The following is a 24,051-nucleotide window of genomic DNA, read 5'->3' on the forward strand; positions in this document are numbered from 1 at the left end:
CTGATCACCCTATCTTTTTTTATTACTTATGGACTGTCGCAATGGGAACGCGAGATCCAAGATACCGAGTATAATCATGGGTTGGAAGAGCACAATCGGAATTGCCGCAAGAAACGGAATAATCGGATGCCATTTCTTCTGATGTGTAAGATAGAAGAAGAATCCGAGCGCCTGAATCATAAAGCAAAACTGCAGCAAAGGCATGGCATTCAATACAATCATTTCAATGAAAGTATTGCTTGAATCCTTAATCGCTGCACTCATAATCCAGATCAGCAGGTAATACCAAATCAGAGAACGAGGAAATCTCCATTCACGAGCCTTCTTAAGAGCTGGCACGGAGTACCCCATACTGTTCAGAATCGGACGAGCCAATGCATGAGTTACAACCGTCATTAAGAACGAGCTGATAATCATTGCAAAAGGCACCATCTGCATCGTTCTTTGACTTAACATTTCGAGATTTTCTGGTGTCCAGATTTGACCTGCAACTCCACTGTTTACGCCCATCTCTTGCAATGGAGCTGTCGTCATCTTAACGATTTCATCCACGTATTCTGACAAGTTAAGCTGAAAGAATGCGGTTCCGACCGTAAGCAGCAGAAGCATTTCTAACAGAAATGCCGACATACCGTATTTCAGAACTCGCATAGCTGGGGCACGCTTTCGGTACATGTAACCCATTACGAGACCCGGAATTAAGAAATACGCGGCCAGCATAACGTATATCGGATGAATAAATCCTACCACCAGCCAGACGGGGAGAATGTGCAAAATAAACGATTTCACATTAAGTGCTGTGAAAAGAATTGCAACTGGCAGAATCAACAGAAATGCCGTTACAATTGAAAATCCTGATAATAAAGAAAGTAGGAGTATTAAATATATAACGCTCCAAACCACTGTAGTCCAACGCTGTTTCAAATATGTTCACCTCTTACGCAAATGTTCTTCTAGCGTGGAAATATCTTGATACCATTCTTCCAACTGATGTCCTTCTTGCTTATGTTTCTTCAACTTTTCAATCAAGAGATCATCTAAATCCCGATATGACATGCCAAGTCTACGGCCTAGTATGTAGGAACTCATCATCAAGCTGGCCAGACTATCGCCTACCTTTGCTGTACTTCCCTCCCACAGCGCTTTGAATAATCGGGATACGTTATCGACCACTTCGGTCTTCAGCCACTCAATTACTTTGGCCCGTTTAGCCACATCCAAATCCTTCGGCATGTTTGACAAGTCCCATCTCTCCCTGAAAAAGCTTTATTCTCCATTATAGCATAAATGCCTGTTACCCACACAAAAGGGCCCCGGGGGAGTTCGTCCCAGTCCCTCTGCAGAACAAGCCTGCTTCGCAAGTTAAAGCGATGGCAGGCCTGTGCTTGAGGTGCCGGCTAACACTCGGGTATTTTAGGATGCCCCGCGTGAGCCCATTGTTTCCTCTCTAGATACGAATTTCTCACAATATTCGATAATTTGGCTACGTCTAACGATCCCGATGAATCGGTTCATGTCATCCACAACGGGCACAAAGTTCTGTACCTTAGCCAGATTGATTAAGTCCTCCATGTTCGCCTCAATGGATACCGGTTTAATATCCATTCGCAGCGGAACATCTTTGAGCAAAAATTTTGAAGCATTCTCAAATGTAATCTTTCCATCCGAGTTTTTCATGTGCCACAGTAAGTCGCCCTCTGTTACCGTGCCAGCATACTGTCCGTTCTTATCCAAGACAGGCACGGCTGTATAACGATGATACTCCATCCGCTCCAGCGTCTGCCGCAGCGTGGAATCCATCGTTAAACAGATGACTTCCTGTTTCGGCAGCAAAAAAAACGCGATATTCATAATTATGAATCCTCCTTATGAGCGTTAAACGTGACCCCGTCAGTTGAGAATAAGTAGTGTCTTTAGAAAACTATGCAGGTATACATGTACTTCATGAACCTTTTGTGGAAGCGCTTTAATAATACATACGTTCACAATCAGAAACTGTTTCATAAAAGACACAAAATCAGCAGCCAGGCAATCCGGACTGCTGATTGAAATAAGATTTGATACTGTTGTCCGATCCGGTAGTCCGGAGTCTATAGGTATATTCGGTGTTGTACGGAGATTACTGTTGCTCTGATTTCTCCGGCTTCATTAGCTGATCTTCAGGAGTAGCCGGGTCCATCCAGTTATCAATCATCTGCTGTGCTAACTTAACATCCTCTTTATCTGCTTCATTGTAGTAAATACCATTCAATCTCATACCTTCACCCATAATCGTAAAGCTAGTCATTTCTGGCTTACCACCAGTTAACAACTGCTTCGCCAGATCAATAATGAATTTAGGCTGCATATTGGTTTGGAAGTTATCGCCCATAATATCAATCAGCTCTGGCACCTTGCTGATCTGATCAACTTGCATCAAGCGTTTTGCTGCTGCATCCAGGAATACCTGTTGACGCTTCGTACGGTTAAAGTCGCTATCCTCACGATATCGTACATAGTTAAGTGCTTCCTCACCGGTGTAGATCGGTTTGTTCGCTTTTACCGTGAATTTCTCATGATCTTTACCCTTGTTTACAATATCCTTACCGATTGGCAGCTCAACGCCACCCATAGCATCAACAACGTCCTTCAAGCCTTGAAAATTAACAGAAGCATAGTAATCGATCTTCTCATCTAGGAATGCTTCCATTGTATCTTTTGCCATCTCATGTCCACCAAAAGCGAAGGCATGTGTAATCTTATCCTTCTTTCCTTTGCCGACAATATCTACGTAAGTGTCACGTGGAACGGAAACGAGTAGTACATTAGATTCCTTAGGACGGACAACAGCCAAGATCATCGTATCCGAACGAGCTGGCTCATCTTCACGTTGGTCGCTTCCAAGCAGCATCACACTAAACGGCTCACTTTGCAGAACCACAGGCTCAGGCGTTTTGTCGCCCTTGAGCGGCTTATAGCTCTTCTCCAGTGAACTTTCAACCTTATCAGACATGAATAAATCAAATGCAACGACTGCAAGCTGTGCACGGAACAGATAACCTAAGCTACCGATCAGCACGAGAGCAGCAAGTGCAATATATAATGTTTTCCTCTTCATGAGTTAGATTCCTTCTTTTTTATAAAATTAATAACTTATTTATATAGGATAAATCATGTAATAACGGAAGTTTCTGCTGCCTTCTTGCTCGCCTCCTTTCCTTATTAAACGGCTGTACGTATGAATGACGCATCACCGTGGTCCTGTTTTCTTACACAGGGGGAGAAGCAGCACATGGTCTATTGTAAACCAGACGAATGCCCTCTGTGAAGAGCTACTCCGTCGTTCTATAAAACTACCAGATTTGGAGAAGTGCTAAATAACTAAGTTGATCTATTCCATTATACAAAAAAAGCAGCTGCAGGTCCCTATGCATGGAACCATTCATTCAGCCGCTCTTTAATCGTTAATGTTCTTGAGAATCCATAGTCAAACAGCTTACGAGTCTCTTCAAACCGGGCTTCCCTGCTCTTCGTTCCCATGACAACAGCAATAAGCCGGCTTCCACCTTTCACAGCTGTTCCTGTAAAGCAGTATCCTGCATTTTCCGTGTATCCTGTCTTCAGACCATCTGTTCCTTCATATGAATAGGGACCCGATAGCGAAGGAAGCATCCAGTTCGTGTTACTTAAATATAAGTCCCGCCCTTTTAATTTCATCTGCGTTTTACTTGATGTATTTAAAATTTCTGGATGATTATTGATCAGATGAGCTGCAAGTTTTGCTGTATCTAGCGCGGTCATTCTTGTCTCTTCTTCCAGATTAAAAGGTAGTTCTCTCTCATTAGAGGCAATCTCAAGGCCTGAAGCATTTACGAAATAGGAATCGTTAGAAAGCTGAAGATCCCTCGCCTTCTGGTTCATCCGCTTCACAAAGTTCTCCTCCGTGCCAGCAAAATGCTCTGCGAGTGCTACCGCTGCATCATTAGCCGAATAAACGGCCATGCTTTGAAACAGCTCCTTTACAGTAAGAATATCTCCTTCATTTAGAGATAACCGAACACCGCCTATGCTACTAGCATATTTACTAATCTTCACGGATTCATCCCAGCTGTGGGTCCCCGTTTTAATCTCTTCAAGAATGATCAGCTCTGTCATTAACTTCGACATGCTTGCAGGGGGCAACGGCACATCGCCGTTCTCGCTATACAATATGCGTCCTGTATTCAAGTCCATCAGTACAACTGCTCTTGCTTCCACTTCAGGTTTAATACCAATTCGCTCTGTATTCATCGTCGTGACCAAAATGAGAGGAATCATAATAAGCACACCTATGAGAAACCATAACCACCATTTTTTCATATGTAAGCCCTCCATAGTATTAGACGTATTAGAGGGCCTTTTGGTCTGCAATTTTTTATAAATAATTATTTTATTTTCGATAATAGAAAAAAAGCGCACAGATTATGCTCTGGCGCTGTTTACATTAAACTATTATTTAAATTTATAGAATTAGGCAAAATGACAAGCCACAAAGTGATCGTCACCCATATTGCGATATTCAGGCACCTGTTGTTTACACAAATCAGATGCTAGAGGACAACGAGTATGGAATTTGCAGCCTGATGGTGGATTCGCCGGGCTTGGAATATCACCCTTCAGCACGATCCGATCACGCTTATACGTTGGATCCGGTACAGGTACGGCTGAGAGAAGCGCTTTAGTATAAGGATGAAGCGGATTGCGGAACAACTCCTCTTTAGGTGCCATCTCTACCATAGAACCCAAGTACATAACACCGATCCGGTCACAGAGATGCTCGACAACACTAAGATCGTGTGAAATGAACAGGTATGTCAATTGCTTCTCTTTTTGCAAATCACTCAGCAGATTGATAATCTGTGCTTGGATAGATACGTCTAGAGCTGAAACGGGCTCATCCGCAACGATGAACTCTGGGTTCATAATCAAGGCACGAGCAATACCGATACGTTGACGTTGACCTCCCGAGAACTCATGCGGGAATCGATCATAATGATAATCTGATAATCCGCAGATCTTCAACGTTTCGATAACGCGCTCTTTAAGCTCTTTACGACTCACAAGTCCGTGGTCGAGAAGTGCTTCTCCAATCGCTTCACCCACCTTAATTCTAGGGTTGAGTGAACTGAATGGGTCCTGAAATACGATTTGCATTTTGGGACGCATACCACGCATTTTTTCCTTGGACAGTTGATGAATATCTTGTCCCTTAAACACGACTTTACCATCGGTCTTCTCAAGCAGACGAAGGATCGTGCGGCCTATTGTACTTTTACCACAACCCGATTCGCCAACAAGGCCAAAGGATTCACCGCGATGAATCGAGAAGCTTACGCCGTCAACGGCCTTTACGTTTCCAACCGTTCGCTGAAATACACCACCAGTAATGGGGAAATATTTCTTCAGATCGGTAACTTCAATTAATGCTTCACTCATTGCTGTTTCCCCTCCTCTTCATACAGCCAGCATGCAACCTTATGACCTTCAGGGTCTACGCCAAGCGGAGGTTCTTTCTCAACACATATATTCATGCAAAACTCACATCTGTCGTGGAAATGGCAGTTACTACCGAGTTCAATCGGATTAGGTACTTGCCCCGGTATGGAATACAAACGGTCCTGCTTTTGGTTAATGACTGGCTTAGCTTTCAACAGTCCTTTGGTGTAAGGATGCTTCGGATTTTGGAACAGCTCTTTAACAGGAGCCTCTTCAATCACTTTACCGGCATACATGACAACTACATAATCGGCCATTTCCGCCACGACACCAAGGTCATGCGTAATCAGCATAATCGATGTATTGAATTTATCCTTAATATCACGCATCAAATCGAGAATTTGTGCCTGTATCGTAACATCAAGTGCCGTTGTAGGCTCATCGGCTACGATTAATTTCGGGTTACAGCTAAGTGCAATCGCGATCATAATCCGTTGACGCATCCCACCACTCAGCTCATGGGGATAGGATTCATAGATCTTTTCAGCACGTGGAATACCGACCAAATTGATCAGCTCAATCGCGCGCTCCTTAGCTTCCTTACGGGTTACCAGCTGATGCAGAAGGATCGGTTCCGTGATCTGCTCCCCGATTTTTAGTACTGGGTTAAGAGAAGACATAGGCTCTTGGAAGATCATTGCGATCTCGTTACCTCTTATCATACTCATATCCCGCTTATTCATTTTGAGAATATCTTTACCTTCAAAAATAATTTCTCCTCCAACAGGAGGTACTTCGAGCAAACGCATGAGTGACATTGCCGTCACACTTTTTCCGCAGCCGGACTCACCAACTACACACAGCGTCTCGCCTTCGCGAATTTTGAAGCTGACATCGTCAACGGCTTTCACTGTACCTGCGGAGGTATGAAAATGCGTTTTTAAATTGCGGAATTCTACTAAATCTTTTGCCATTGTCGCATCTCCTACTTCTTCATTTTAGGGTCAAGTGCGTCGCGAAGTCCGTCACCGATCAGATTGATCGCCACAACGGTAATTAGAATACACATACCTGGCGGAACCCACAGCCACGGTCTCTTCCGGAAGTCAATCAGATTGTTCGCAGCCGAGATCATGTTACCCCATGATGGAGTAGGTGGTACTACGCCAATACCTAGATAGCTTAGTGCCGATTCAGTGATAATCGTCGATGCTACACCTAACGTTGCAGTTACGATAATGATCGGAATCGTGTTTGGCATCAAGTGACGGAAGATCTTGCGGCGGTCCCGTAGTCCGAGTGCTTCTGTAGCCTGCATAAATTCCTGTTCACGCAGCGTCAAAATTTGACCACGAACCAATCGGGCAATGGTTGTCCAGCCTAGAATACCGAGAATTAACATTAAGAAGTATATACGTCTATCAGGATCAACCTTCAAATCGGATAAAATTGCACCTAAAATAATCAAGATCGGCAAAGTCGGCAGTGCCATAAAAATATCAGCAACACGCATAATAAGGGTATCTGCAAATTTACGATAGAAACCTGCCAAGGCACCCAACGTAGCACCGATGACGATAGAAATACCGGTTGCTACCAACCCCACTGTAAGCGAGATTCGTCCAGCTAGCATAAGACGGAGCAGAACGTCTCGACCGAGCTTATCTGTTCCAAGCCAGTGCTCAGCACTTGGTGATTGATTTTTCAGTTTAACGTCATATTCATAGAGATCATAGGGTGAAAACCATGGCCCTATACTGACGAATAAAGTCATTAAGATCAATATAAAAAGTCCTATAACAGCCAGTCGGTTACGGGTGAATCGTCGAACCGCGATTCTCCACGGAGAGTCCGGCTGCTTAGCTGGGACTAATGTTTTCTTATCAAGAGGTGCAGCCTCCAGGGACAATGTAATCTCCTCCTACTTTAATCGGATTCTTGGGTCAGCGGCTCCATACAGAACGTCGGAAATCAGGTTTCCGATCAATGTTAAAACAGCTAGGAAAATAGTAAAACCGAGCAAGAACGGGTAGTCACGCACGCTAATGGATTCTAAGTAAACCTGTCCAATACCGGGCCATACAAATACTTTTTCCAGTATGATGGCACCACCAAACAAAGCAGGCAATTCAAATCCCATTAGTGTAATCGCAGGTAACATTGCATTACGGAGCGCATGTTTGAAGATAACTTTCCGCTCCTTCAACCCTTTAGCCCGTGCTGTTCTAATGTAATCCTGACGAATTACCTCCAGCATGCTGGTTCGGAAATAGCGTGTTAAGCTTCCTGTACTGAGCATGGTAAGAACGGTAATCGGCATGAGAGCGTGTTCAGCTACATCCCAAATGTAACTAAAGCCCGTAGCATTCGACCCAGCTGTAGTCATACCACCGACAGGGAGCCATCCAAGCTCCATTGCGAATATCTTAATAAGTAAGAGTCCCAAAAAGAAGGAAGGCAACGACATACAGAGAAAGACAACCAAGGTTACCAATTTATCAAACAATGAGTATTGAAACTTGGCCGAGAACACCCCGGCGAATATAGCAATAATCCAACTGAGAACTAAACTACAAAAAGCGATGATAAAGGAGTTCCATACATAATTCCCAATTACCTTAGTAACGGGTTGTTTATGCTGAAGTGAGTCCCCCATATTTCCTGTTACCATGTTTCCAGCCCACGTGAAGTAGCGCTCTACAGGCGGCTTGTCTAAACCATAAATAGCCCGAAGCTCGGCTTTTTTCTCGGCCGTCATACTCGGACTGTTCTTTGCAGTGATATAATCACCTGGCACTAGTGAGGATATAGCAAAGACAAGTATCGATATCCCGATCAGGGTCGGGATCATCTGCAGCAGCCTTCTGATAATGTACTGCTTCATAATATTCCTCCCGGCATATAAGTGGATATGCTCAGCCCGAATGGACTGAGCATATCTTTCCTGATGCTATTGTTGAAGTTCTACTTGATAAAGGCTATACGTGAAATCTTTGTAAGGTGTAATATCGAAGCCATCTACACGGCTGTTGATCGCCCAACCATCACGTCTTTGATAAAGGAACATATTAGGAATATCTTTGTTCATTTCTTGGTACATTTGCTTGTAAATATCTTTACGAGCTTCAATATCTAAAGTAGTCTTACCTTTTTTCATAAGCTCATCAACTGTTTTGTTGGAGTAACCTGTATCGTTCTGCGCACCATTAGTAATATATACGGTGTTATCTGGGTCTGGAGTTAAGCCCCAAGCTGCGAAGAACATTTCATACTCGCCTCTGTCTTTTTTATCCATAATTGCGTTGAAGTCTAGTGTTTCTGCTTTAACTTCGATACCTAAGTCTTTGTAGTTAGCGGACATAACTGGAAGAAGTGCGTCTACAACTGGATTTTCTGCTGTTGCAGAGAAATCAATTGTCAACTTCTCGCCATTCTTCTCACGTGTTCCACTTGCACCAACAACCCAGCCTGCCTCATCAAGAAGCTTCTTCGCTGTTTCTGGATTGAAATCATATGCTTCAATGTTCTCATCTGTATATGCCCAAGAAACGCTGGACTCAGGAATATTCAGTGGGTTTGCATATTTACCATAAATAATTTCAACAATCTCGGAACGGTTCAAACCGTACATTAGAGCTTGACGTACTTTTTGATCCTTAAATTTCTCTAGATTGTGGTTGAACGCAATATAACCATATCCGTTTGTTGGGAAGATGTTAAGATCAAGGAAGCCCAAGAGTTTAGCTTCTTCCACGTTATCTTCATTTACCGTAAGCATATCCATATCAATCTCGCCAGACTCTAGCATCGACAATTTTGTTTCTTCTGCTGTTGTCTTGTAAATTACATTTTTGACTTTTGGAGCTCCACGGAAGTAATTCTCATTAGCTTCAAATACAACTTCTTGTCCTGGTGTGAACTTTTTCATAACGTACGGTCCACTACCCAGTGGCTTATCATTTAGACTTTTCAAAGAGTCCATGTTACCTTTTTTAAAGCCTTTACCATAGTAGTGTTCAGGAATGAATGCAACATCACCCAACACGTCACGCGTAAGAGCAGTTGCCTCAGTTACTGTAATTTCTACAGTTTGGTCATCAATAACTTTGATACCGGAGATTTCATCAGCTTTACCGTCGTGGTACTCTTTACCACCAACGATATTCAGAGAGAGAAGATCGGATTCACCATCATATGTTGGGTCATGCAAAACTTTCATAGCGAATACATAATCTTTAACAGTTACCGGCGAACCATCGGAATAAGTTACACCTGGCTTCAGCTTGAACGTGTACTTCAAGCCATCCTCGGAAACATCAACACTTTCAGCCAATCTTTCCGTATATGTTCCGTCACCTGTTACTTCCAGGAATGTGTCGAACACTAGCTGTACAACATATTTGTCATATGCTGTTTGCCAAAAGAATGGGTTGAAAACACCTTTTGGTGAAGTCACACCGATAATCAATGTATCTTTACGATCAAGTGCATTTTGTGGATTTGCAGATGGATCCTCAGCTTCGAAATAACCTTGGCTCTCATCATCACCTTCTGTTGGAGGGGTTTCTTCTTTGTCTTTGCCCTCATCTGTGCTAGGTGTTTGTTGACCTGCTTCTTCCCCTTGTTTCGGCTCATCTGCTTTGCCACCGCCACATGCTGCCAACACAGAGATGGCAAATAACATGACTACCAGCAAAAGCGACATTCTCTTCTTCATGCTAATCCTCCTTTTAAAATGATGTTGCTTATAAATTATTAGGATAATATGGTAATTACCCTTAAATAATTACAGTAGGTAATCTAGGATGTCAGTAGCATGTTGTATGCGCCTAAAATATCTTCCAAAAAATATACCAATGGTCAATTAGTACCAAAAACTTTAACAATATCTTCTTGTCTGTAAAATTAATGTTATGATACGTGTAAAAATAGGTGACGTCAATTACTTTTTCGTATTTTTTTTTAAAAAAATGTTTTCACATCGTACTTTTTGGTTATGGAAACGAGCTGAAATCGAAAGTTTTACAAGCTACTTTTTCAGAAAATATGGAAAATAAACTGTTTAATTTTGAAATACTTCATAATTTTTTATTATCATCCTATAAAATTATATTTATAATGTCATATTAATTGACATGATAGTATGATATTTCTCTCAATTATCGCTTTCCTGTGCTAAAATGCTGTTTTCGGGTCATGTTTAAGGTAACAATGTTTACTTCATTCCCTGATATACTGTATTGATAGACGATTCATGTAATATTTAATATAGGAAAATCTATCTACTACACAAAAAAACAACCTGGAATAAGACCAGGTTGTTTTAACATATTCATATTATCCTCGTATATTTGAGCATTTTTAGGACTACAAATTCTTAACCCAAGCCAATTTAAGATCCATCTCTTCAATACATTGCTTATCATCATGGTGATCATTAGCTACCAATGGTGTTACTGGATAAATCCTCATCGTTCCTTCAAACGTTTTCAACAATGGGTGGAGATTGTTTAAACCTCTTAGCTCCGGATTTAACCATTTCTCCATTTCGTCCACCGATAAAATGGCTGGCATACGCTCCTCGAACTCCCGAATGAATACATTGGCATCGGTCATAAGCATCGTGCAGGTTCTCATTTTTTCACCTTTTGCATCTTGCCAGGTCTCATATAATCCTGCTACGCCAAATAACTCATTATTCGGCATCACTACTCTTACCGCATAACTTTTCTTACCTACAGTTCTCCAGTAATAGAAGCCGTTGCTGGGAATAACACATCGCCGAGTATCCACTGCTTTTCGGTAGGTTGGATTCTGATCTACGGTATGTAAATTTGCGTTTACCGCATCCTTCCCCCAGTAAGGAACTAGCCCCCATCTATATTCATCAAGAACTTTTTCTCCAGCTTCTTGAACAATCACGGGTACACCTTGCATCGGACTAATGTTGTATCGATTCTTGTAGTAATACATCACTCTGCTTATTCCGAAATGTTTACCTACTTCATCTATTCCAGCGGACATCGAAAATCGACGACACATAATGAAATTCCTCCTTTTTCTTAGCATTTGGATAAAAGAGGAATATTATGCATGATCGACATTTTGTTTTCTAGGAAGAGACATATTCAGTATTATGAAGCTTTCTTAAACAAATTTTATTTACTATATTTCCTTCTTTAATGTTAACTTCTATTTAAAGTATTGTCTTATCTGACAGGACAAACTATCAATCCATATGAAATGTATATGTACCCATAATAGTTATGATTAGAATAATTCATACTAGTTATTATATATAGAAGAAACTCATCAATATCATTTTCTATTACTGCGATTATTAAGTTCCATCTCTATTAAAAGTATACCTATACAAGAGACGATGTCTCCTGTGAAGAGACAATACATTCAATTCTTCACTCAGCTAACCATCATTTTTCTAATGGTTATATGTATATATTTGTACGTACTTAGGGGACAGTTCGTTATCCAATATCCGTATAAATCTCTTAATCCACATACAAAAAAAGCAGCTTAGCCAAAGGCTAAACTGCTTTTTCTCTAACGGACTACTCCGTTGTGTATGGAAGCAATGCGATTTGACGGGAGCGTTTGATCGCAATCGTCAAGGCACGCTGATATTTTGCACTAGTTCCAGTCACACGACGTGGCAAGATTTTACCGCGTTCGCTGATGAACTTCTTGAGCAAATCAGTATCTTTATAGTCAATGTGAGTAATCTTGTTCACAGTGAAGAAACAAACTTTACGACGTTTGTTACGGCCACCACGGCGTGCTGGGCGTTTGTCGTTGTCTCCGCCTTCTCTTTGCTTAAAAGCCATGCTTAGTCAGTCCTTCCTTATTAAAATGGCAAATCATCATCCGAAATATCGATCGGTTTTCCTTCATCGGAAAAAGGATCCTGATTGTTGCGTGAGTTATTACTGCTTCCACGGTTTCCGCTAGTGCTTCCACCATTGAACGATGATTCCTCACGATTTCCGCCGCCTCCGCTGCTATCTCGGTTCGACTCCAAGAAACGAACATTATCAGCAATAACTTCAGTTACGTATACACGTTTACCTTCGTTATTCTCGTAATTCCGCACTTGAATGCGTCCTTCCACAGCGGTCAGACGGCCTTTACGCAGATAGTTGGCACACGTTTCAGCAAGCTGTCTCCAGGTAACGACCGGAATGAAATCCGCTTCGCGTTCCCCGCCTTGGGCGGTAAATGGACGATCTACGGCAAGCGTAAACTGTGTGACCGCTACTCCTGCTGGCGTATAACGCAGCTCTGGATCCCGGGTTAGCCGGCCGATCAAAATAACACGGTTCAACAATCCTATCCCCTCCTTAGAACGAATTCATTACAAAACTTTCGGTCTTAGGCTACGTCATTCGTAATGAGATAACGAATTACTTCGTCAGAAATCTTCATGAGACGCTCAAGCTCAGCGATAACTTCAGGTGTACCATTGAAGTTAACTAGAACGAACACGCCATCACGGAATTTCTTGATCTCATACGCAAGACGGCGTTTACCCATTACGTCTTGCTTTGTAACTTCTCCGCCGTTGGAGATGATGCCATGGAACTTATCGACTGTAGCTTGAACAGCTTCTTGCTCAAGGTCTGGACGAATAATGTACATAACTTCATATTTGCGCATATCTTTCACCTCCTTGTGGACTTAGGCCCCCAATCAAATGTTAGGAGCAAGGAACGAGCGTAAACTCGCACCATAACAATATATCAGAACGAATGATCGGATGCAAGTTTCTTTTCCTTCCATTACATGAAATCTCCATAACGCCTTCGCTATATTATCCATATATGTTTATCCTCTAGTTCCGCTCTTTCCCTGCCATGATTTTGTCTGCTCTCGTGCACTCTAAGGAAGCAGTTCATATCAAATGAAGGAGGATTCTTATCATGGGTGAACGTAGTGAATTCCACAGTGGAGAAAAAGCTCCAAACAATGGTGTATATATTGAAGTCGGTGTAAGAGACCACATCATGGGCATTGAAAATCCTCAGCAAGTTAAGCTTAAACAGGGCGATACATTCCCCGACAATACGAACGATGATCGCGTGTGGATGAACAAAAGACGGGTACAACCTAAATAAGCACTTCAAATTTTTTTTAACTCCATGTATAACAAAACGAATACGGAGCATAATATCAATAGGCGGTGCATGAGAGAGGTGTGGTTCCGTTGGACAACGCAGCTGAATTACCCATAGGGTCTTACTCTGCACGGTTAGCAAGCGGAGGGATTTAGCAACAAGCTTGACCGTTTTCGGACAAGTAAAGGGCTGTTGACCAAGATTCTTGCGAATGTGTTAGCTATAGATTCCAATTCACAGCACCGCCTAACCAGTGGAAGGACCCGAAGGGGTCCTTCCTTTTTGTTCTATATAGATGAAGTAAAAATACAGATCAGGCTTTTTTAATTAAAAAGAGCCTCTCGTAACAACCGAGAAGCTCATGCAATGTATCGTAAATTTAGTTTAATCGTTAGATGGCGGAAAGGGTGGGATTCGAACCCACGCACGCCTTGCGACGCCTAGCTGATTTCGAGTCAGCCCCCTTGGGCCTCTTGGGTACCTTTCCGCAGCACGATTGATTATAACATGTCCAGCTAATCAGGTCAATACGTCAGCTATCACCCACTAGCCTATGGGGTGTTATGCCTCAATCGTCCCATCATCAACAGCTGCTGACCTTAGCACCTTCTTCATGTTCTTCTCAAACTTAGCTCGTGGAATCAACACACTGTGTTGGCAACGTGTACACTTTATGCGGATGTCCATCCCCATACGGATGATCTCCATTTCATTATTCCCGCAGGGATGAGGTTTTTTCATTTGAACAATATCCCCCAATTGAAATACCTTCCGTTCCATTCCTGCTCCCCCTCCACATCTCATCGTCTAATTGATATCTATTCTATGCATTTTAGAGCAGCCTAACAAGTTATATATATCATCCCTCAGATGACTGACGTAATTCCTCTGCTTCTAAGGCTTGTTTTATATCTTTAAAAATTTCTCGTTCAGCAACATCACGTGCATTCGGGTGACACTCAGCCGCAATACGAACAACATATTCAGATGTGGTCAGGGATTGAATCCCCAGCACTTCAGGGTCTTGGACAAGTTCCGGACGGCGCTGAGAAATCCCTTCAAGTGCACTTTGGATGAGAGACAATGTATCGTTAACCCGCTTTTCATTCTTCACAGGTAAGTCTACAAGCGCTAGTGAATTAGACACAGAGTAATTGGTCACACTAGTAATTAATCCGTTAGGAATAATGTAAGTCTCTCCATTCAATCCTCTGATCCGTGTTGTTCGAAGTCCGATGATTTCAACCGTACCTCTGAATTCGCCACTTTTAATGACATCCCCAACTGCAAACTGATCCTCAAGGATAATAAAAAATCCAGTTATTACATCCTTAACCAGACTCTGTGCTCCGAAACCGACGGCTAATCCGAGTACTCCCGCACTTGCTAGTAAAGGCCCAAGCTTGAAGTTAAACTCTGATAGAATGATCAATATCATTATAAAGTTACATACAAATGAGGTTACATTCTTCAGCAACTCTCCCACGGTTGTGAAGCGCCGTGGATTCATATTAATTCTACTCTTCTCTTGTCTCAGAAGAAATTGATCAATCATTCTGTAAACAACTCGTATAATAAGTCGTGTTAATAGGAATATAGCCAGGATTCGAATCGCAGCCGTAGCTACGCCCATCCACATATCTACGTTTGTCATCCAATTCCAGAAAGCATCACTAATTTTTTTTACCTCCTTCAGGGAGTCTACTTCCCCAGTTAACACCATATGAATGTAATCCATGTTTGTATTCCTCCCATCCATACTCTAGATGCGTGTATAACTCTCGTTGTCATTCTGCGCAAATATGCCCCGGATTTCTACTCTTTCCAAAGTGATAATCTCTTGAACTTCTCTTAACGCAGTGGGTGGAAATTGAATCGATAATGCACAGCCTGCTGTAATCTCTTTTGGCGTGGGAAATAGGTCAATCTCTATATCCGCATACTCCAGCAACATCTCCGCTCTTAGTGCTTGCTGCGTGGAATCAAAAGCGATCAGCATCAAACCTGACATACCCTACACCTCCGTCTCCCCTTCTATTCTCTACTCTTCATTTATCTATGAACAGATTATCTTCTTTTGTCTACCTTGAAGTATAAAAACATTCTTTCAGCCATATACTGATACTATCATTCGCGGACGAAAGGAAGATTCTATGAACCGTATATCTAAACACTCACCCCATCAGGAGTTTTCAAGCTTAAAAATACCACATACTGATCCTGAAATCCATTCGGCTATCATACATCGTCTTCTCTATCATCTTTCCTCTGGCGTGCATACTCGTCCACTGATTATTGTCTGTATTGGCACGGACCGTTCCACCGGTGATTGCCTTGGTCCACTTGTCGGTACATCTCTATCTCGTTTCAATAGCTCACTCTTTCATTTATATGGCACACTAGATGAGCCTGTACATGCGATGAATTTAAAAGAAACACTCACGATGATTCATGAACAACATGATAACCCTTATATAATCGGTATTGATGCTTGCCTCGGCCAGTCTGCTAGTGTAGGCTCTATACAAGTTTCTGATGGACCCCTACGCCCTGGTGCAGGTGTACATAAAGAATTACCGCCGGTTGGCGATATCCATGTCACTGGTATCGTCAATGTCGGCGGCTTTATGGAATACTTCGTATTACAGAACACTCGTCTGAGTCTCGTGATGCGTCTATCTGATATTATTGCGAATTGCTTATACTCAGCAATGAAGGAATGGAATCGTTCTACCCTTCTTTCAGCGCGAGATCTATAGCCTCTTTCTCCTCAGGGGAAAGAGAATGTTGAGACTCACCATTTTGAAGAGGCTTGGCATATACAAATGAACTTTCACGGTTATATAAACCGGTAAGTACCAATCCATCTCCTTTTTCACTAACGATCGCAATGGAGAAGCTTAAATCATTTCCCCGTTCACCAAAGGCATTATAGCGCACGATACCTGTTTTGGACTTAACACCTTTCAAGGTTTGTATAACATGATCTAGACGGGAACGATGATTTCCTTGTTCTTCTTCAATTGCATCCATTTGAATCTTAAGATTGAGGAGCAGTGTCTCTAGATCCTCCACTCCGGTGCCGGACATCATCGCATCATACTTTCGCCGCATTTTACGCAACTTACTGCCTTGTATTATTACGGCCAACAACAGGATCAAGATCACGGCACTCATACCTACAACAAACCAATGAAGTTGCTCCATGATCAATTCATTTAATTCAGACATACTTTTTCATTCCTTCTCCTCAATCTTGATCTGTCGATCAGGCCTGGATTTTAGCCATGGCTTCCACCATGAGGTCAACATCTTCTTTGCTTGTCCATACCCCCACACTGGCTCTTACAGCGCCAGTGTTTTCTGTGCCAACTGCCATATGGGCAAGTGGAGTACAATGGAATCCTGCCCGTACAGCAATCCCATATTCACGATCCAACTTAAATGCGAGCTCGGAAGCATCTCTTTCTTCTACCACAAAAGATACAATCCCCGTTCTTGGCTGCCCTAATTTCGGACCGAGAATCTTTATACCTCTTATAGATGACAGTCCCTCTATCATTCGTTGTGTGAGTTCCCATTCGTGACTGTATATGTTATCAGTCTTTAGCTCTAGCACCTTCTCTACAGCGGCCTGAAGCCCTGCGTAACCGATTGTATTCGGAGTACCAGCTTCATATCTATCCGGCCTTACAGTTGGCTGTTCAATAGCCTCAGACTGGCTACCTGTACCTCCGTGCATCAAAGGCTCCAAGTCTAGATTAGGTGAGATATAAAGCCCCCCTGTGCCTTGTGGTCCCATAAGCCCCTTATGCCCAGGAAAAGCTAACATACCAATATTCATATCATTAACATCAATAGATAACATTCCAGCACTTTGGGCAGCATCCACGAGAAGCACAGCACCATACCGTACTGCAAGTTCCCCGATTTCTTTTACAGGAAGAATCGAGCCAAGCAGGTTAGAACTATGACTACACACCACAAGCTTGGTCCGCTTATTGAACGACCGCTCAACCTCTTTTAAATCAATCTGTCCATATGCATCGACAGAAATATAATCAACTTGAATTCCTCTAGTACGTTTCAAATACTCCAGTGGTCTTCTCACTGAGTTATGTTCAATCATTGTAGCAATGACATGATCTCCTTCAGCAAGGTATCCTTTAATGGCTAAATTCAATGCCTCTGTCGTATTTCCCGTTAGTGCAATATCATTGGGATTATTGACTTTAAAAAGTGTCGCTAATGTTCTACGCGTTTGATAAAGCACTCTTGATGCATTCACAGCCATACGATGACTTCCGCGCCCCGGATTTGCCGCGGCACTCTCCATCGCTTGTTTCATAGCTTCTAACACTTCCGGAGGTTTCGGCCATGAAGTAGCTGCGTGGTCCAGATAAATGATTGAATCCATGCTGTACCCCCTCATCAGATGAACATAAGTCTATTATTCAATCTGATTATACATACCCCAGTTCATTATTCCATTTTCCAAATCAAGAAAGACATGCCCTGTTCCCTAAGGAACACCGACATGTCTTTCTCCATCAAGATGTGATATTCCAAGCTATATCTTGTAGTTATTTCAGCGCAAGCTCTTTGAACACTACATATTTTAAAGCAAACTATTGCAGCAACTCAAGTAGACGTTCTAAATCTTGTTTACTATAATAGTTCAGCTCAATCTTCCCTTTATCTTTATTGTGTTTTATCTTAACCGTTGTTTTAAATCGTTCACGAAGATTCTCTTCTAAATGATCAATATATGGATCTTTCCGTTTCACCTTGATCTTATCTTTTGCTTCAGATGATTTACTGCGATCTAGGTTTTTTACAGCTTCCTCAAGCTCACGAACACTCCACTCTTGTTCCACACATTGCTTTGCCAATTGTTTCACTAGGACAGGATCTTTCAATCCCACAATCGCTCGTGCATGTCCCATTGATAATGTTCCACGTGAAACATTATCCTTTACTTCCTCCGGTAAAGACAACAGTCTTAAAAAGTTAGCGATATGCGATCGTGATTTGCCGACTTTCAGAGACAATTCCTCTTGCGTTAAGGAAAATTGTTCCATTAATCCTTGGTAAGCTACCGCCACTTCCATTGCATTCAAATTCTCACGTTGAAGATTCTCAATGAGTGCAATCTCCATTACCTGCTGGTCGCTGAAAGAACGAACGACGGCTGGCACTGTAGCTTTTCCACAATATTGTGATGCCCGAAAACGACGTTCCCCGGCAATAATCTCATATCCCTTAAGAACGCTCCGTACAATAATCGGCTGAATCACACCATGCTGACGAATAGATTCAGCAAGCTCCTGGATCGCTTCTTCATTGAACGTTTTCCGAGGCTGATACGGATTCGCCCGCAACTGACTCAATGGGATATCAACGACTTTATCATCGTCGTTAATAGACAAGGAAGGAATAAGTGCATCCAACCCTTTTCCTAAACGTTTACTCATAAGAGATCACTTCCTTTGCCAACTCCAAGTACACTTCCGCACCTTTTGAGCGAGGATCATAAGTAATGATCGACTGTCCATGTGAAGGCGCTTCACTCAATCGAATGTTTCTTGGAATAATGGTCCTATACACTTTTTCTTGAAAATACTTTTTCACTTCTTCAATCACTTGGATTCCCAAGTTCGTTCTAGCATCGAGCATCGTAAGTAGTACACCCTCGATTTTCAGAGAAGTATTAAGATGTTTCTGAACCAAACGCACTGTATTCAGTAATTGACTTAGCCCTTCCAATGCATAGTATTCACATTGAATCGGAATAATGACCGAGTCCGCAGCTGTAAGAGAGTTAATCGTAAGAATGCCAAGTGACGGGGGACAATCAATCAAGATATAGTCGTAATTTGGTTTTACCAACTGAAGAGATTTCTTCAAGCGTACTTCACGCGAAATCGTAGGAACAAGTTCAATCTCTGCACCCGCTAGCTGAATCGTAGCCGGTATGATGTCTAGACCTTCGATGTTTGTTGGATTAATAGCATCCTTAGGATGCACCTCATTAATGATAATATCGTAAATGCAGTTTTCAACGTCTGCTTTATTAATACCGACACCACTGGTCGTGTTCCCTTGGGGGTCAATATCCACCAAAAGCACCCGTTTGCCAAGCGAAGCCAGTCCAGCGCCCAGATTGACAGAAGTCGTTGTTTTACCGACCCCGCCCTTTTGATTTGCTATGGCAATTGTTTTAGACACTCATTTCACCTCAATGTAGGAAGACTCTTCTAAGTAGGCTGCAATAGATGATATACAGCAAGAGAAGCTGTATACTGCACATTTGGATATAGGCTGTCTTATGATGACAGCACCTGAACGGTTATGCGCAATCCGCTGGGTTCGGACACGAAACCATTTTTTGAAGATACAAGTAATAAGTTAAGCTCCAAAAAATGCGGTCTGTCTTCCTAGGAGGTCTTACTCTATAGCTGCTTCTTAGGTCAACAGAAAAAGTGGCATAATAACAAGACCACTCCTACTTTCATGTCATACTATGTTTTATCGTTTGGGGATTTTAATAACGATTTCGTAGTGATCATCATGATCATTCTCTGTCGTTTTAATAGCCATTCCTGAACCTGTTACCATATCAATCGATTGACGAATGGTATTTAAAGCTAGGCGCACATCTTTACTATACGAAATCCGCTTGGATTTCTTAATCGTAGTTACTTCTTTATAAAATGCTACTCGAGCTTCTGTCTGCTTAACATTAAGCTCCTTAGCAATCACTTCTGCCAACACCTTTAGTTGTGTCTCTTCATTATCAAGTGACAGCAAAGCACGAGCATGACGCTCAGTGATTTTACGTTCCATAAGTGCTAATTTTACTTCTTCCGGCAACTGTAGAAGCCTAATTTTATTAGCAATTGTGGATTGGCTCTTACCGAGCCGCTGCGCAAGACTTTCTTGTGTTAACTGATGAAGATCAATCAGCTTCTGATAAGCTACTGCCTCTTCAATTGAAGTCAGGCCTTCACGCTGCAAATTCTCAATTAGAGCAATTGAAGCTGCCTGGGAATCATTAAAATCTCGAACAATCGCAGGGATTGTATCGAGTCCCAACTTTTTAACTGCACGCCAACGACGCTCACCAGCAATAATCTCATACACGCCATTACGGACACGAACGACAATAGGTTGAATGACACCATGTGTTTTGATGGTTTGAAGCAACTCGTCGATCTTATCATCATCAAAAATCGTACGCGGTTGGTAGGGGCTGCTGACAACCTCATTCACCGGAATTTGCTTCACTTCATCCCCATTATTGCGTTCCGCCGCTAAGCCAAACAACTTCGAAAATTGTTCTTTCATTCCGTATATTACCACCTAATTTCATGATAGCATGGATGACGCCTTTGCTTTCTACTGAAACACATGAATAGAATCAGTAGCATGCATGAATGGCTTAACAAAAAAGCCTTTCGTTCCAAAAAGCCCAGTGTCCGAACCTTTCAGATCCGAATATCCCATGCGAAGCTAGGCATTTCCCTGCATAAAACATTACATTTATTCATGACATCAGCAAAAAAACGGACCGGTCTATGTCCGGCCTCTATCAACTGGTACTACGATTCTATTCTACCACTATTTGTCCTATAATCCTATTCTACAAACTCACCTTTTTTTCCTGCTATTTTGGTGTATTTATACAAAATGATGTTGATTTCGCCTCCAATAGGGACAGTTAACGCTATCTAATAAAACATACATTAATGAGCACAATTAATAAGTGATAAATGTCGTGTATAGAAAAAAGGAATGTTTCACGTGAAACATTCCTTTTCAAAATCTATATTATATTGCTAAACGAGAGGTGTTTTCGAAGCTGTTCCAGCTTTTCGTGGATACTTCATTGGTGTTGGACCCTTTTTATCGATAACGATAATATGTCGATCTGATTCCTCAACTGGTAACGAGAACGAGTGCACTTTACAAAGAGATCCTCTCAATTCTTTAAAGCTCTTAGCAGCTTCAGCAATCTCTTCTGTTGGATCGCTTCCCTTCATTGCAGCAAACTGCCCTCCGACTTTTACAAAAGGTAGGCAGAATTCGTTGAGCACAGCCATTCGAGCTACTGCACGTGCAGTCACAAGATCAAATCCATCACGATATCCATGTTTACGAGCAACTTCCTCTGCCCTGCCGTGCAGTAACTCCACCTCTTCAAGTTCAATCGAATCAGCAACATGCTTCAAGAAGGTGATGCGCTTATTTAATGAGTCGACAATCGTTAATTTAAGATGAGGGAAGCAGATTTTCAGAGGAATACCCGGAAATCCCGCTCCAGAACCTATGTCGGCCAAAGACCCGACTTTATCCATATCTACATAAAATGCTAGACTCACCGAATCATAAAAATGCTTCATATAAACCTGATCTCGTTCCGTAATACCTGTCAGGTTCATCTTCTCATTCCACTCAACCAGTATTTCGAAATATTTCTCGAACTGGTCTAATTGCTTCTCATTTATTGAGATACCGCGCTCTTCAAGGCGCTGTACAAAATCTTTTTGAATTGCATCCATAGCTGGATTATCCTTTCGCTGCCGTAACCCGGTTATAGTGCTCCAGGTAAACCAGAAGTATAGAAATGTCGGCTGGAGTGACTCCACCAATACGCGAAGCCTGACCGATTGATATCGGACGGATTTTGTTAAGCTTCTGCCTTGCTTCCATCGCTAAACCATGAATATCGTCATAGACAATATCTTCTGGGATCCGTTTTTTCTCCATCTTCTGAAGTTTCTCCACATGACCGAGCTGCTTGTCGATGTATCCGGCATATTTAATTTGAATTTCTACCTGTTCCTTCATTTCTTCATCTAGATCAAATGGAGATGGTGAAATCGATTCAATAATAGAGAATGAAATTTCAGGTCGACGTAATATCGTCAAAAGGCTGATTCCATCCTGAATGGCTGTAGAACCTGCTGCCTCAAGCACTTCGTTTACTTGTACGGGTTTAACTTTCGTCTGACGAAGACGTTCAATTTCCTGCTCAACAAGATCCTTTTTGCGAAGGAACTGAGCATAGCGCTCTTCAGAGATCAGTCCAATATCATGACCAATCGCAGTCAATCGTAAATCCGCATTGTCATGACGGAGAAGCAAACGATATTCTGCACGAGAAGTAAGCAGACGATAAGGCTCATTCGTACCTTTTGTAACCAAATCATCAATCAGAACACCAATATATCCTTGAGAACGATCAAGTACGATTGCCTCTTTACCCTGCACTTTACGCGCCGCATTAATACCTGCCATAATCCCTTGACCTGCTGCCTCTTCATAACCCGATGTACCGTTAATCTGCCCAGCTGTGAACAATCCAGGAAGACGCTTCGTCTCAAGCGACGGCCATAGCTGCGTTGGAACCATTGCGTCATATTCGATTGCATACCCATTACGCATCATTTCTGTGTTCTCAAGGCCTGGGACCGAACGAAGGATTGCTAGTTGAACATCTTCTGGCATACTCGTGGATAAACCTTGCACATAATATTCCTTCGTATTCTTACCCTCAGGTTCAAGGAAAATTTGATGTTTGGCTTTATCAGCAAAACGTACAATTTTATCCTCTATAGATGGACAATAGCGTGGACCCGTCCCTTCAATCACACCGGAGAACATTGGGGCACGGTGCAAATTGTCATTAATAATCTGATGAGTCTCCACCGAAGTATATGTCAACCAGCAAGGCAATTGTTCATTATCTGAAGATTTAGTTTCATATGAGAAAAACTTCGGCTTATCGTCACCTGGCTGAATTTCGGTTTTAGAGAAGTCAATTGTATCCTTGTGTACACGTGGAGGTGTACCCGTCTTAAAACGAACAAGATCAAAACCAAGCTCCTTCAAATTCTGAGCCAATTTCACAGACGGTTGTTGGTTGTTAGGCCCACTCTCATACATAAGCTCACCCATAATAACCTTACCACGCAGATAAGTACCTGTAGTCAAAACTACAGCTTTAGCACGGTATTCAGCACCCGTCTGTGTAACAATACCAACACATTCGCCATCCTCAACCAAAAGCTGATCGACCATTCCTTGACGAAGGGTCAGCTTATCTTGCTTCTCCATCGTTTCTTTCATGGTATGTTGATAGGAGAACTTATCTGCTTGGGCACGCAGTGCATGAACTGCGGGTCCCTTACCTGTATTCAACATGCGCATTTGGATGAAGGTCTTATCGATGTTCCGGCCCATCTCTCCACCTAATGCATCAATTTCCCGTACAACATGCCCTTTGGCTGGTCCGCCAATCGACGGATTACAAGGCATAAATGCAACCATATCCAAGTTAATCGTAACCATCAACGTCTCAGCACCCATACGTGCAGAAGCAAGTGCTGCTTCACAGCCGGCATGACCTGCGCCGACAACAATCACGTCATAGGTGCGTCCTACATAACTCATGGCAAACCCTCCT

26 protein-coding genes and 1 tRNA gene are annotated in these 24,051 nt (G+C 42.3%); 2 read left to right on the plus strand and 25 right to left on the minus strand.

Annotated elements, in window-relative coordinates:
• Nucleotides 1-9 precede the first annotated feature (9 nt).
• The 14 genes from ACK8P5_RS25400 to rpsF form a co-directional block, all read right to left on the minus strand.
• The gene (locus tag ACK8P5_RS25400) at nt 10-924 is read right to left on the minus strand and encodes a DUF2232 domain-containing protein (protein WP_422658953.1); all 915 of its coding nucleotides are present in this window, start codon (nt 922-924) and stop codon (nt 10-12) included.
• Nucleotides 925-930: 6 nt separating this feature from the next.
• Nucleotides 931-1,233 carry a MazG-like family protein gene (locus tag ACK8P5_RS25405; RefSeq protein ID WP_422661581.1) on the minus strand — a complete coding sequence of 101 codons (303 nt, stop codon included), beginning with the start codon at nt 1,231-1,233 and terminating at the stop codon, nt 931-933.
• 180 nt (nt 1,234-1,413) lie between these two features.
• Complete coding sequence (locus ACK8P5_RS25410) at nt 1,414-1,851, minus strand: CBS domain-containing protein (RefSeq protein ID WP_422658954.1); 438 nt, start codon at nt 1,849-1,851, stop codon at nt 1,414-1,416.
• Nucleotides 1,852-2,119: 268 nt separating this feature from the next.
• The gene (locus ACK8P5_RS25415) at nt 2,120-3,097 is read right to left on the minus strand and encodes an LCP family protein (protein ID WP_422658955.1); all 978 of its coding nucleotides are present in this window, start codon (nt 3,095-3,097) and stop codon (nt 2,120-2,122) included.
• Nucleotides 3,098-3,405: 308 nt separating this feature from the next.
• On the minus strand, nt 3,406-4,338 hold the full coding sequence (locus tag ACK8P5_RS25420; protein ID WP_422658956.1) for a D-alanyl-D-alanine carboxypeptidase family protein: 933 nt from the start codon (nt 4,336-4,338) through the stop codon (nt 3,406-3,408).
• A gap of 150 nt (nt 4,339-4,488) precedes the next feature.
• Nucleotides 4,489-5,454 carry an ABC transporter ATP-binding protein gene (locus tag ACK8P5_RS25425; RefSeq protein WP_422658957.1) on the minus strand — a complete coding sequence of 322 codons (966 nt, stop codon included), beginning with the start codon at nt 5,452-5,454 and terminating at the stop codon, nt 4,489-4,491.
• Complete coding sequence (locus ACK8P5_RS25430) at nt 5,451-6,428, minus strand: ABC transporter ATP-binding protein (protein ID WP_422658958.1); 978 nt, start codon at nt 6,426-6,428, stop codon at nt 5,451-5,453. The genes ACK8P5_RS25425 and ACK8P5_RS25430 overlap by 4 nt, the downstream gene beginning before the upstream one ends.
• Before the next feature lie 11 nt (nt 6,429-6,439).
• Nucleotides 6,440-7,363: an oligopeptide ABC transporter permease gene (gene opp4C / locus ACK8P5_RS25435; RefSeq protein ID WP_422658959.1), complete on the minus strand. Its 924-nt coding sequence runs from the start codon at nt 7,361-7,363 to the stop codon at nt 6,440-6,442.
• 12 nt (nt 7,364-7,375) lie between these two features.
• The gene (locus tag ACK8P5_RS25440; RefSeq protein WP_422658960.1) at nt 7,376-8,338 is read right to left on the minus strand and encodes an ABC transporter permease; all 963 of its coding nucleotides are present in this window, start codon (nt 8,336-8,338) and stop codon (nt 7,376-7,378) included.
• Nucleotides 8,339-8,404: 66 nt separating this feature from the next.
• A complete protein-coding gene (locus tag ACK8P5_RS25445) occupies nt 8,405-10,171 on the minus strand; it encodes an ABC transporter substrate-binding protein (RefSeq protein ID WP_422658961.1) in 1,767 nt (588 codons plus the stop codon).
• Nucleotides 10,172-10,821: 650 nt separating this feature from the next.
• Nucleotides 10,822-11,496, minus strand: coding sequence for an SOS response-associated peptidase (locus ACK8P5_RS25450; RefSeq protein WP_422658962.1), 675 nt, complete (start codon nt 11,494-11,496; stop codon nt 10,822-10,824).
• A gap of 527 nt (nt 11,497-12,023) precedes the next feature.
• On the minus strand, nt 12,024-12,296 hold the full coding sequence (rpsR, locus tag ACK8P5_RS25455) for a 30S ribosomal protein S18 (RefSeq protein WP_006207333.1): 273 nt from the start codon (nt 12,294-12,296) through the stop codon (nt 12,024-12,026).
• Between the two features lie 20 nt (nt 12,297-12,316).
• The gene (ssb, locus tag ACK8P5_RS25460; protein ID WP_422658963.1) at nt 12,317-12,796 is read right to left on the minus strand and encodes a single-stranded DNA-binding protein; all 480 of its coding nucleotides are present in this window, start codon (nt 12,794-12,796) and stop codon (nt 12,317-12,319) included.
• A 44-nt stretch (nt 12,797-12,840) separates the two neighbouring features.
• Nucleotides 12,841-13,125: a 30S ribosomal protein S6 gene (gene rpsF, locus ACK8P5_RS25465; protein WP_422658964.1), complete on the minus strand. Its 285-nt coding sequence runs from the start codon at nt 13,123-13,125 to the stop codon at nt 12,841-12,843.
• Nucleotides 13,126-13,388: 263 nt separating this feature from the next.
• Here rpsF and ACK8P5_RS25470 point away from each other — a divergent pair, with 263 nt between their 5' ends.
• Nucleotides 13,389-13,583 (plus strand): YjzC family protein, encoded by a 195-nt coding sequence (locus ACK8P5_RS25470; protein WP_422658965.1) that lies wholly within the window; start codon nt 13,389-13,391, stop codon nt 13,581-13,583.
• Between the two features lie 396 nt (nt 13,584-13,979).
• Here the strand turns inward: ACK8P5_RS25470 and ACK8P5_RS25475 are convergent.
• The 4 genes from ACK8P5_RS25475 to ACK8P5_RS25490 all read right to left on the minus strand — a co-directional run bounded on the left by ACK8P5_RS25475 (nt 13,980) and on the right by ACK8P5_RS25490 (nt 15,594).
• Nucleotides 13,980-14,070 (minus strand) — tRNA-Ser (locus ACK8P5_RS25475).
• 74 nt (nt 14,071-14,144) lie between these two features.
• Nucleotides 14,145-14,363: a DUF951 domain-containing protein gene (locus tag ACK8P5_RS25480; protein WP_422658966.1), complete on the minus strand. Its 219-nt coding sequence runs from the start codon at nt 14,361-14,363 to the stop codon at nt 14,145-14,147.
• A 79-nt stretch (nt 14,364-14,442) separates the two neighbouring features.
• Nucleotides 14,443-15,306, minus strand: a complete 864-nt coding sequence (locus ACK8P5_RS25485; RefSeq protein WP_422661582.1) for a mechanosensitive ion channel family protein — start codon at nt 15,304-15,306, stop codon at nt 14,443-14,445.
• A gap of 39 nt (nt 15,307-15,345) precedes the next feature.
• A complete protein-coding gene (locus ACK8P5_RS25490) occupies nt 15,346-15,594 on the minus strand; it encodes a DUF3343 domain-containing protein (protein WP_422658967.1) in 249 nt (82 codons plus the stop codon).
• A 142-nt stretch (nt 15,595-15,736) separates the two neighbouring features.
• Here ACK8P5_RS25490 and yyaC point away from each other — a divergent pair, with 142 nt between their 5' ends.
• Nucleotides 15,737-16,342, plus strand: a complete 606-nt coding sequence (gene yyaC / locus ACK8P5_RS25495) for a spore protease YyaC (protein WP_422658968.1) — start codon at nt 15,737-15,739, stop codon at nt 16,340-16,342.
• Here yyaC and ACK8P5_RS25500 read toward each other — a convergent pair.
• From ACK8P5_RS25500 to mnmG, 7 genes are all read right to left on the minus strand, one after another.
• A complete protein-coding gene (locus ACK8P5_RS25500; RefSeq protein ID WP_422658969.1) occupies nt 16,314-16,814 on the minus strand; it encodes a DUF4446 family protein in 501 nt (166 codons plus the stop codon). The two genes, yyaC and ACK8P5_RS25500, sit on opposite strands and share 29 nt — an antisense overlap.
• Nucleotides 16,815-16,851: 37 nt before the next feature.
• Nucleotides 16,852-18,000 (minus strand): aminotransferase class V-fold PLP-dependent enzyme, encoded by a 1,149-nt coding sequence (locus ACK8P5_RS25505; protein WP_422658970.1) that lies wholly within the window; start codon nt 17,998-18,000, stop codon nt 16,852-16,854.
• 211 nt (nt 18,001-18,211) lie between these two features.
• Complete coding sequence (locus ACK8P5_RS25510; protein WP_422658971.1) at nt 18,212-19,057, minus strand: ParB/RepB/Spo0J family partition protein; 846 nt, start codon at nt 19,055-19,057, stop codon at nt 18,212-18,214.
• Nucleotides 19,050-19,811 carry a ParA family protein gene (locus ACK8P5_RS25515; protein WP_422658972.1) on the minus strand — a complete coding sequence of 254 codons (762 nt, stop codon included), beginning with the start codon at nt 19,809-19,811 and terminating at the stop codon, nt 19,050-19,052. The genes ACK8P5_RS25510 and ACK8P5_RS25515 overlap by 8 nt, the downstream gene beginning before the upstream one ends.
• A 300-nt stretch (nt 19,812-20,111) precedes the next feature.
• Nucleotides 20,112-20,930, minus strand: a complete 819-nt coding sequence (noc, locus tag ACK8P5_RS25520) for a nucleoid occlusion protein (protein WP_422658973.1) — start codon at nt 20,928-20,930, stop codon at nt 20,112-20,114.
• Nucleotides 20,931-21,421: 491 nt separating this feature from the next.
• Nucleotides 21,422-22,144 (minus strand): 16S rRNA (guanine(527)-N(7))-methyltransferase RsmG, encoded by a 723-nt coding sequence (gene rsmG, locus ACK8P5_RS25525; RefSeq protein ID WP_422658974.1) that lies wholly within the window; start codon nt 22,142-22,144, stop codon nt 21,422-21,424.
• 7 nt (nt 22,145-22,151) lie between these two features.
• Entirely contained in the window at nt 22,152-24,038 is a 1,887-nt protein-coding gene (gene mnmG / locus ACK8P5_RS25530) for a tRNA uridine-5-carboxymethylaminomethyl(34) synthesis enzyme MnmG (RefSeq protein WP_422658975.1), read from the minus strand.
• Between the last annotated feature and the right edge of the window lie 13 nt (nt 24,039-24,051).

The organism is Paenibacillus sp. EC2-1, from assembly GCF_049311625.1.
Classification (GTDB): Bacteria; Bacillota; Bacilli; order Paenibacillales; family Paenibacillaceae; genus Paenibacillus_AQ.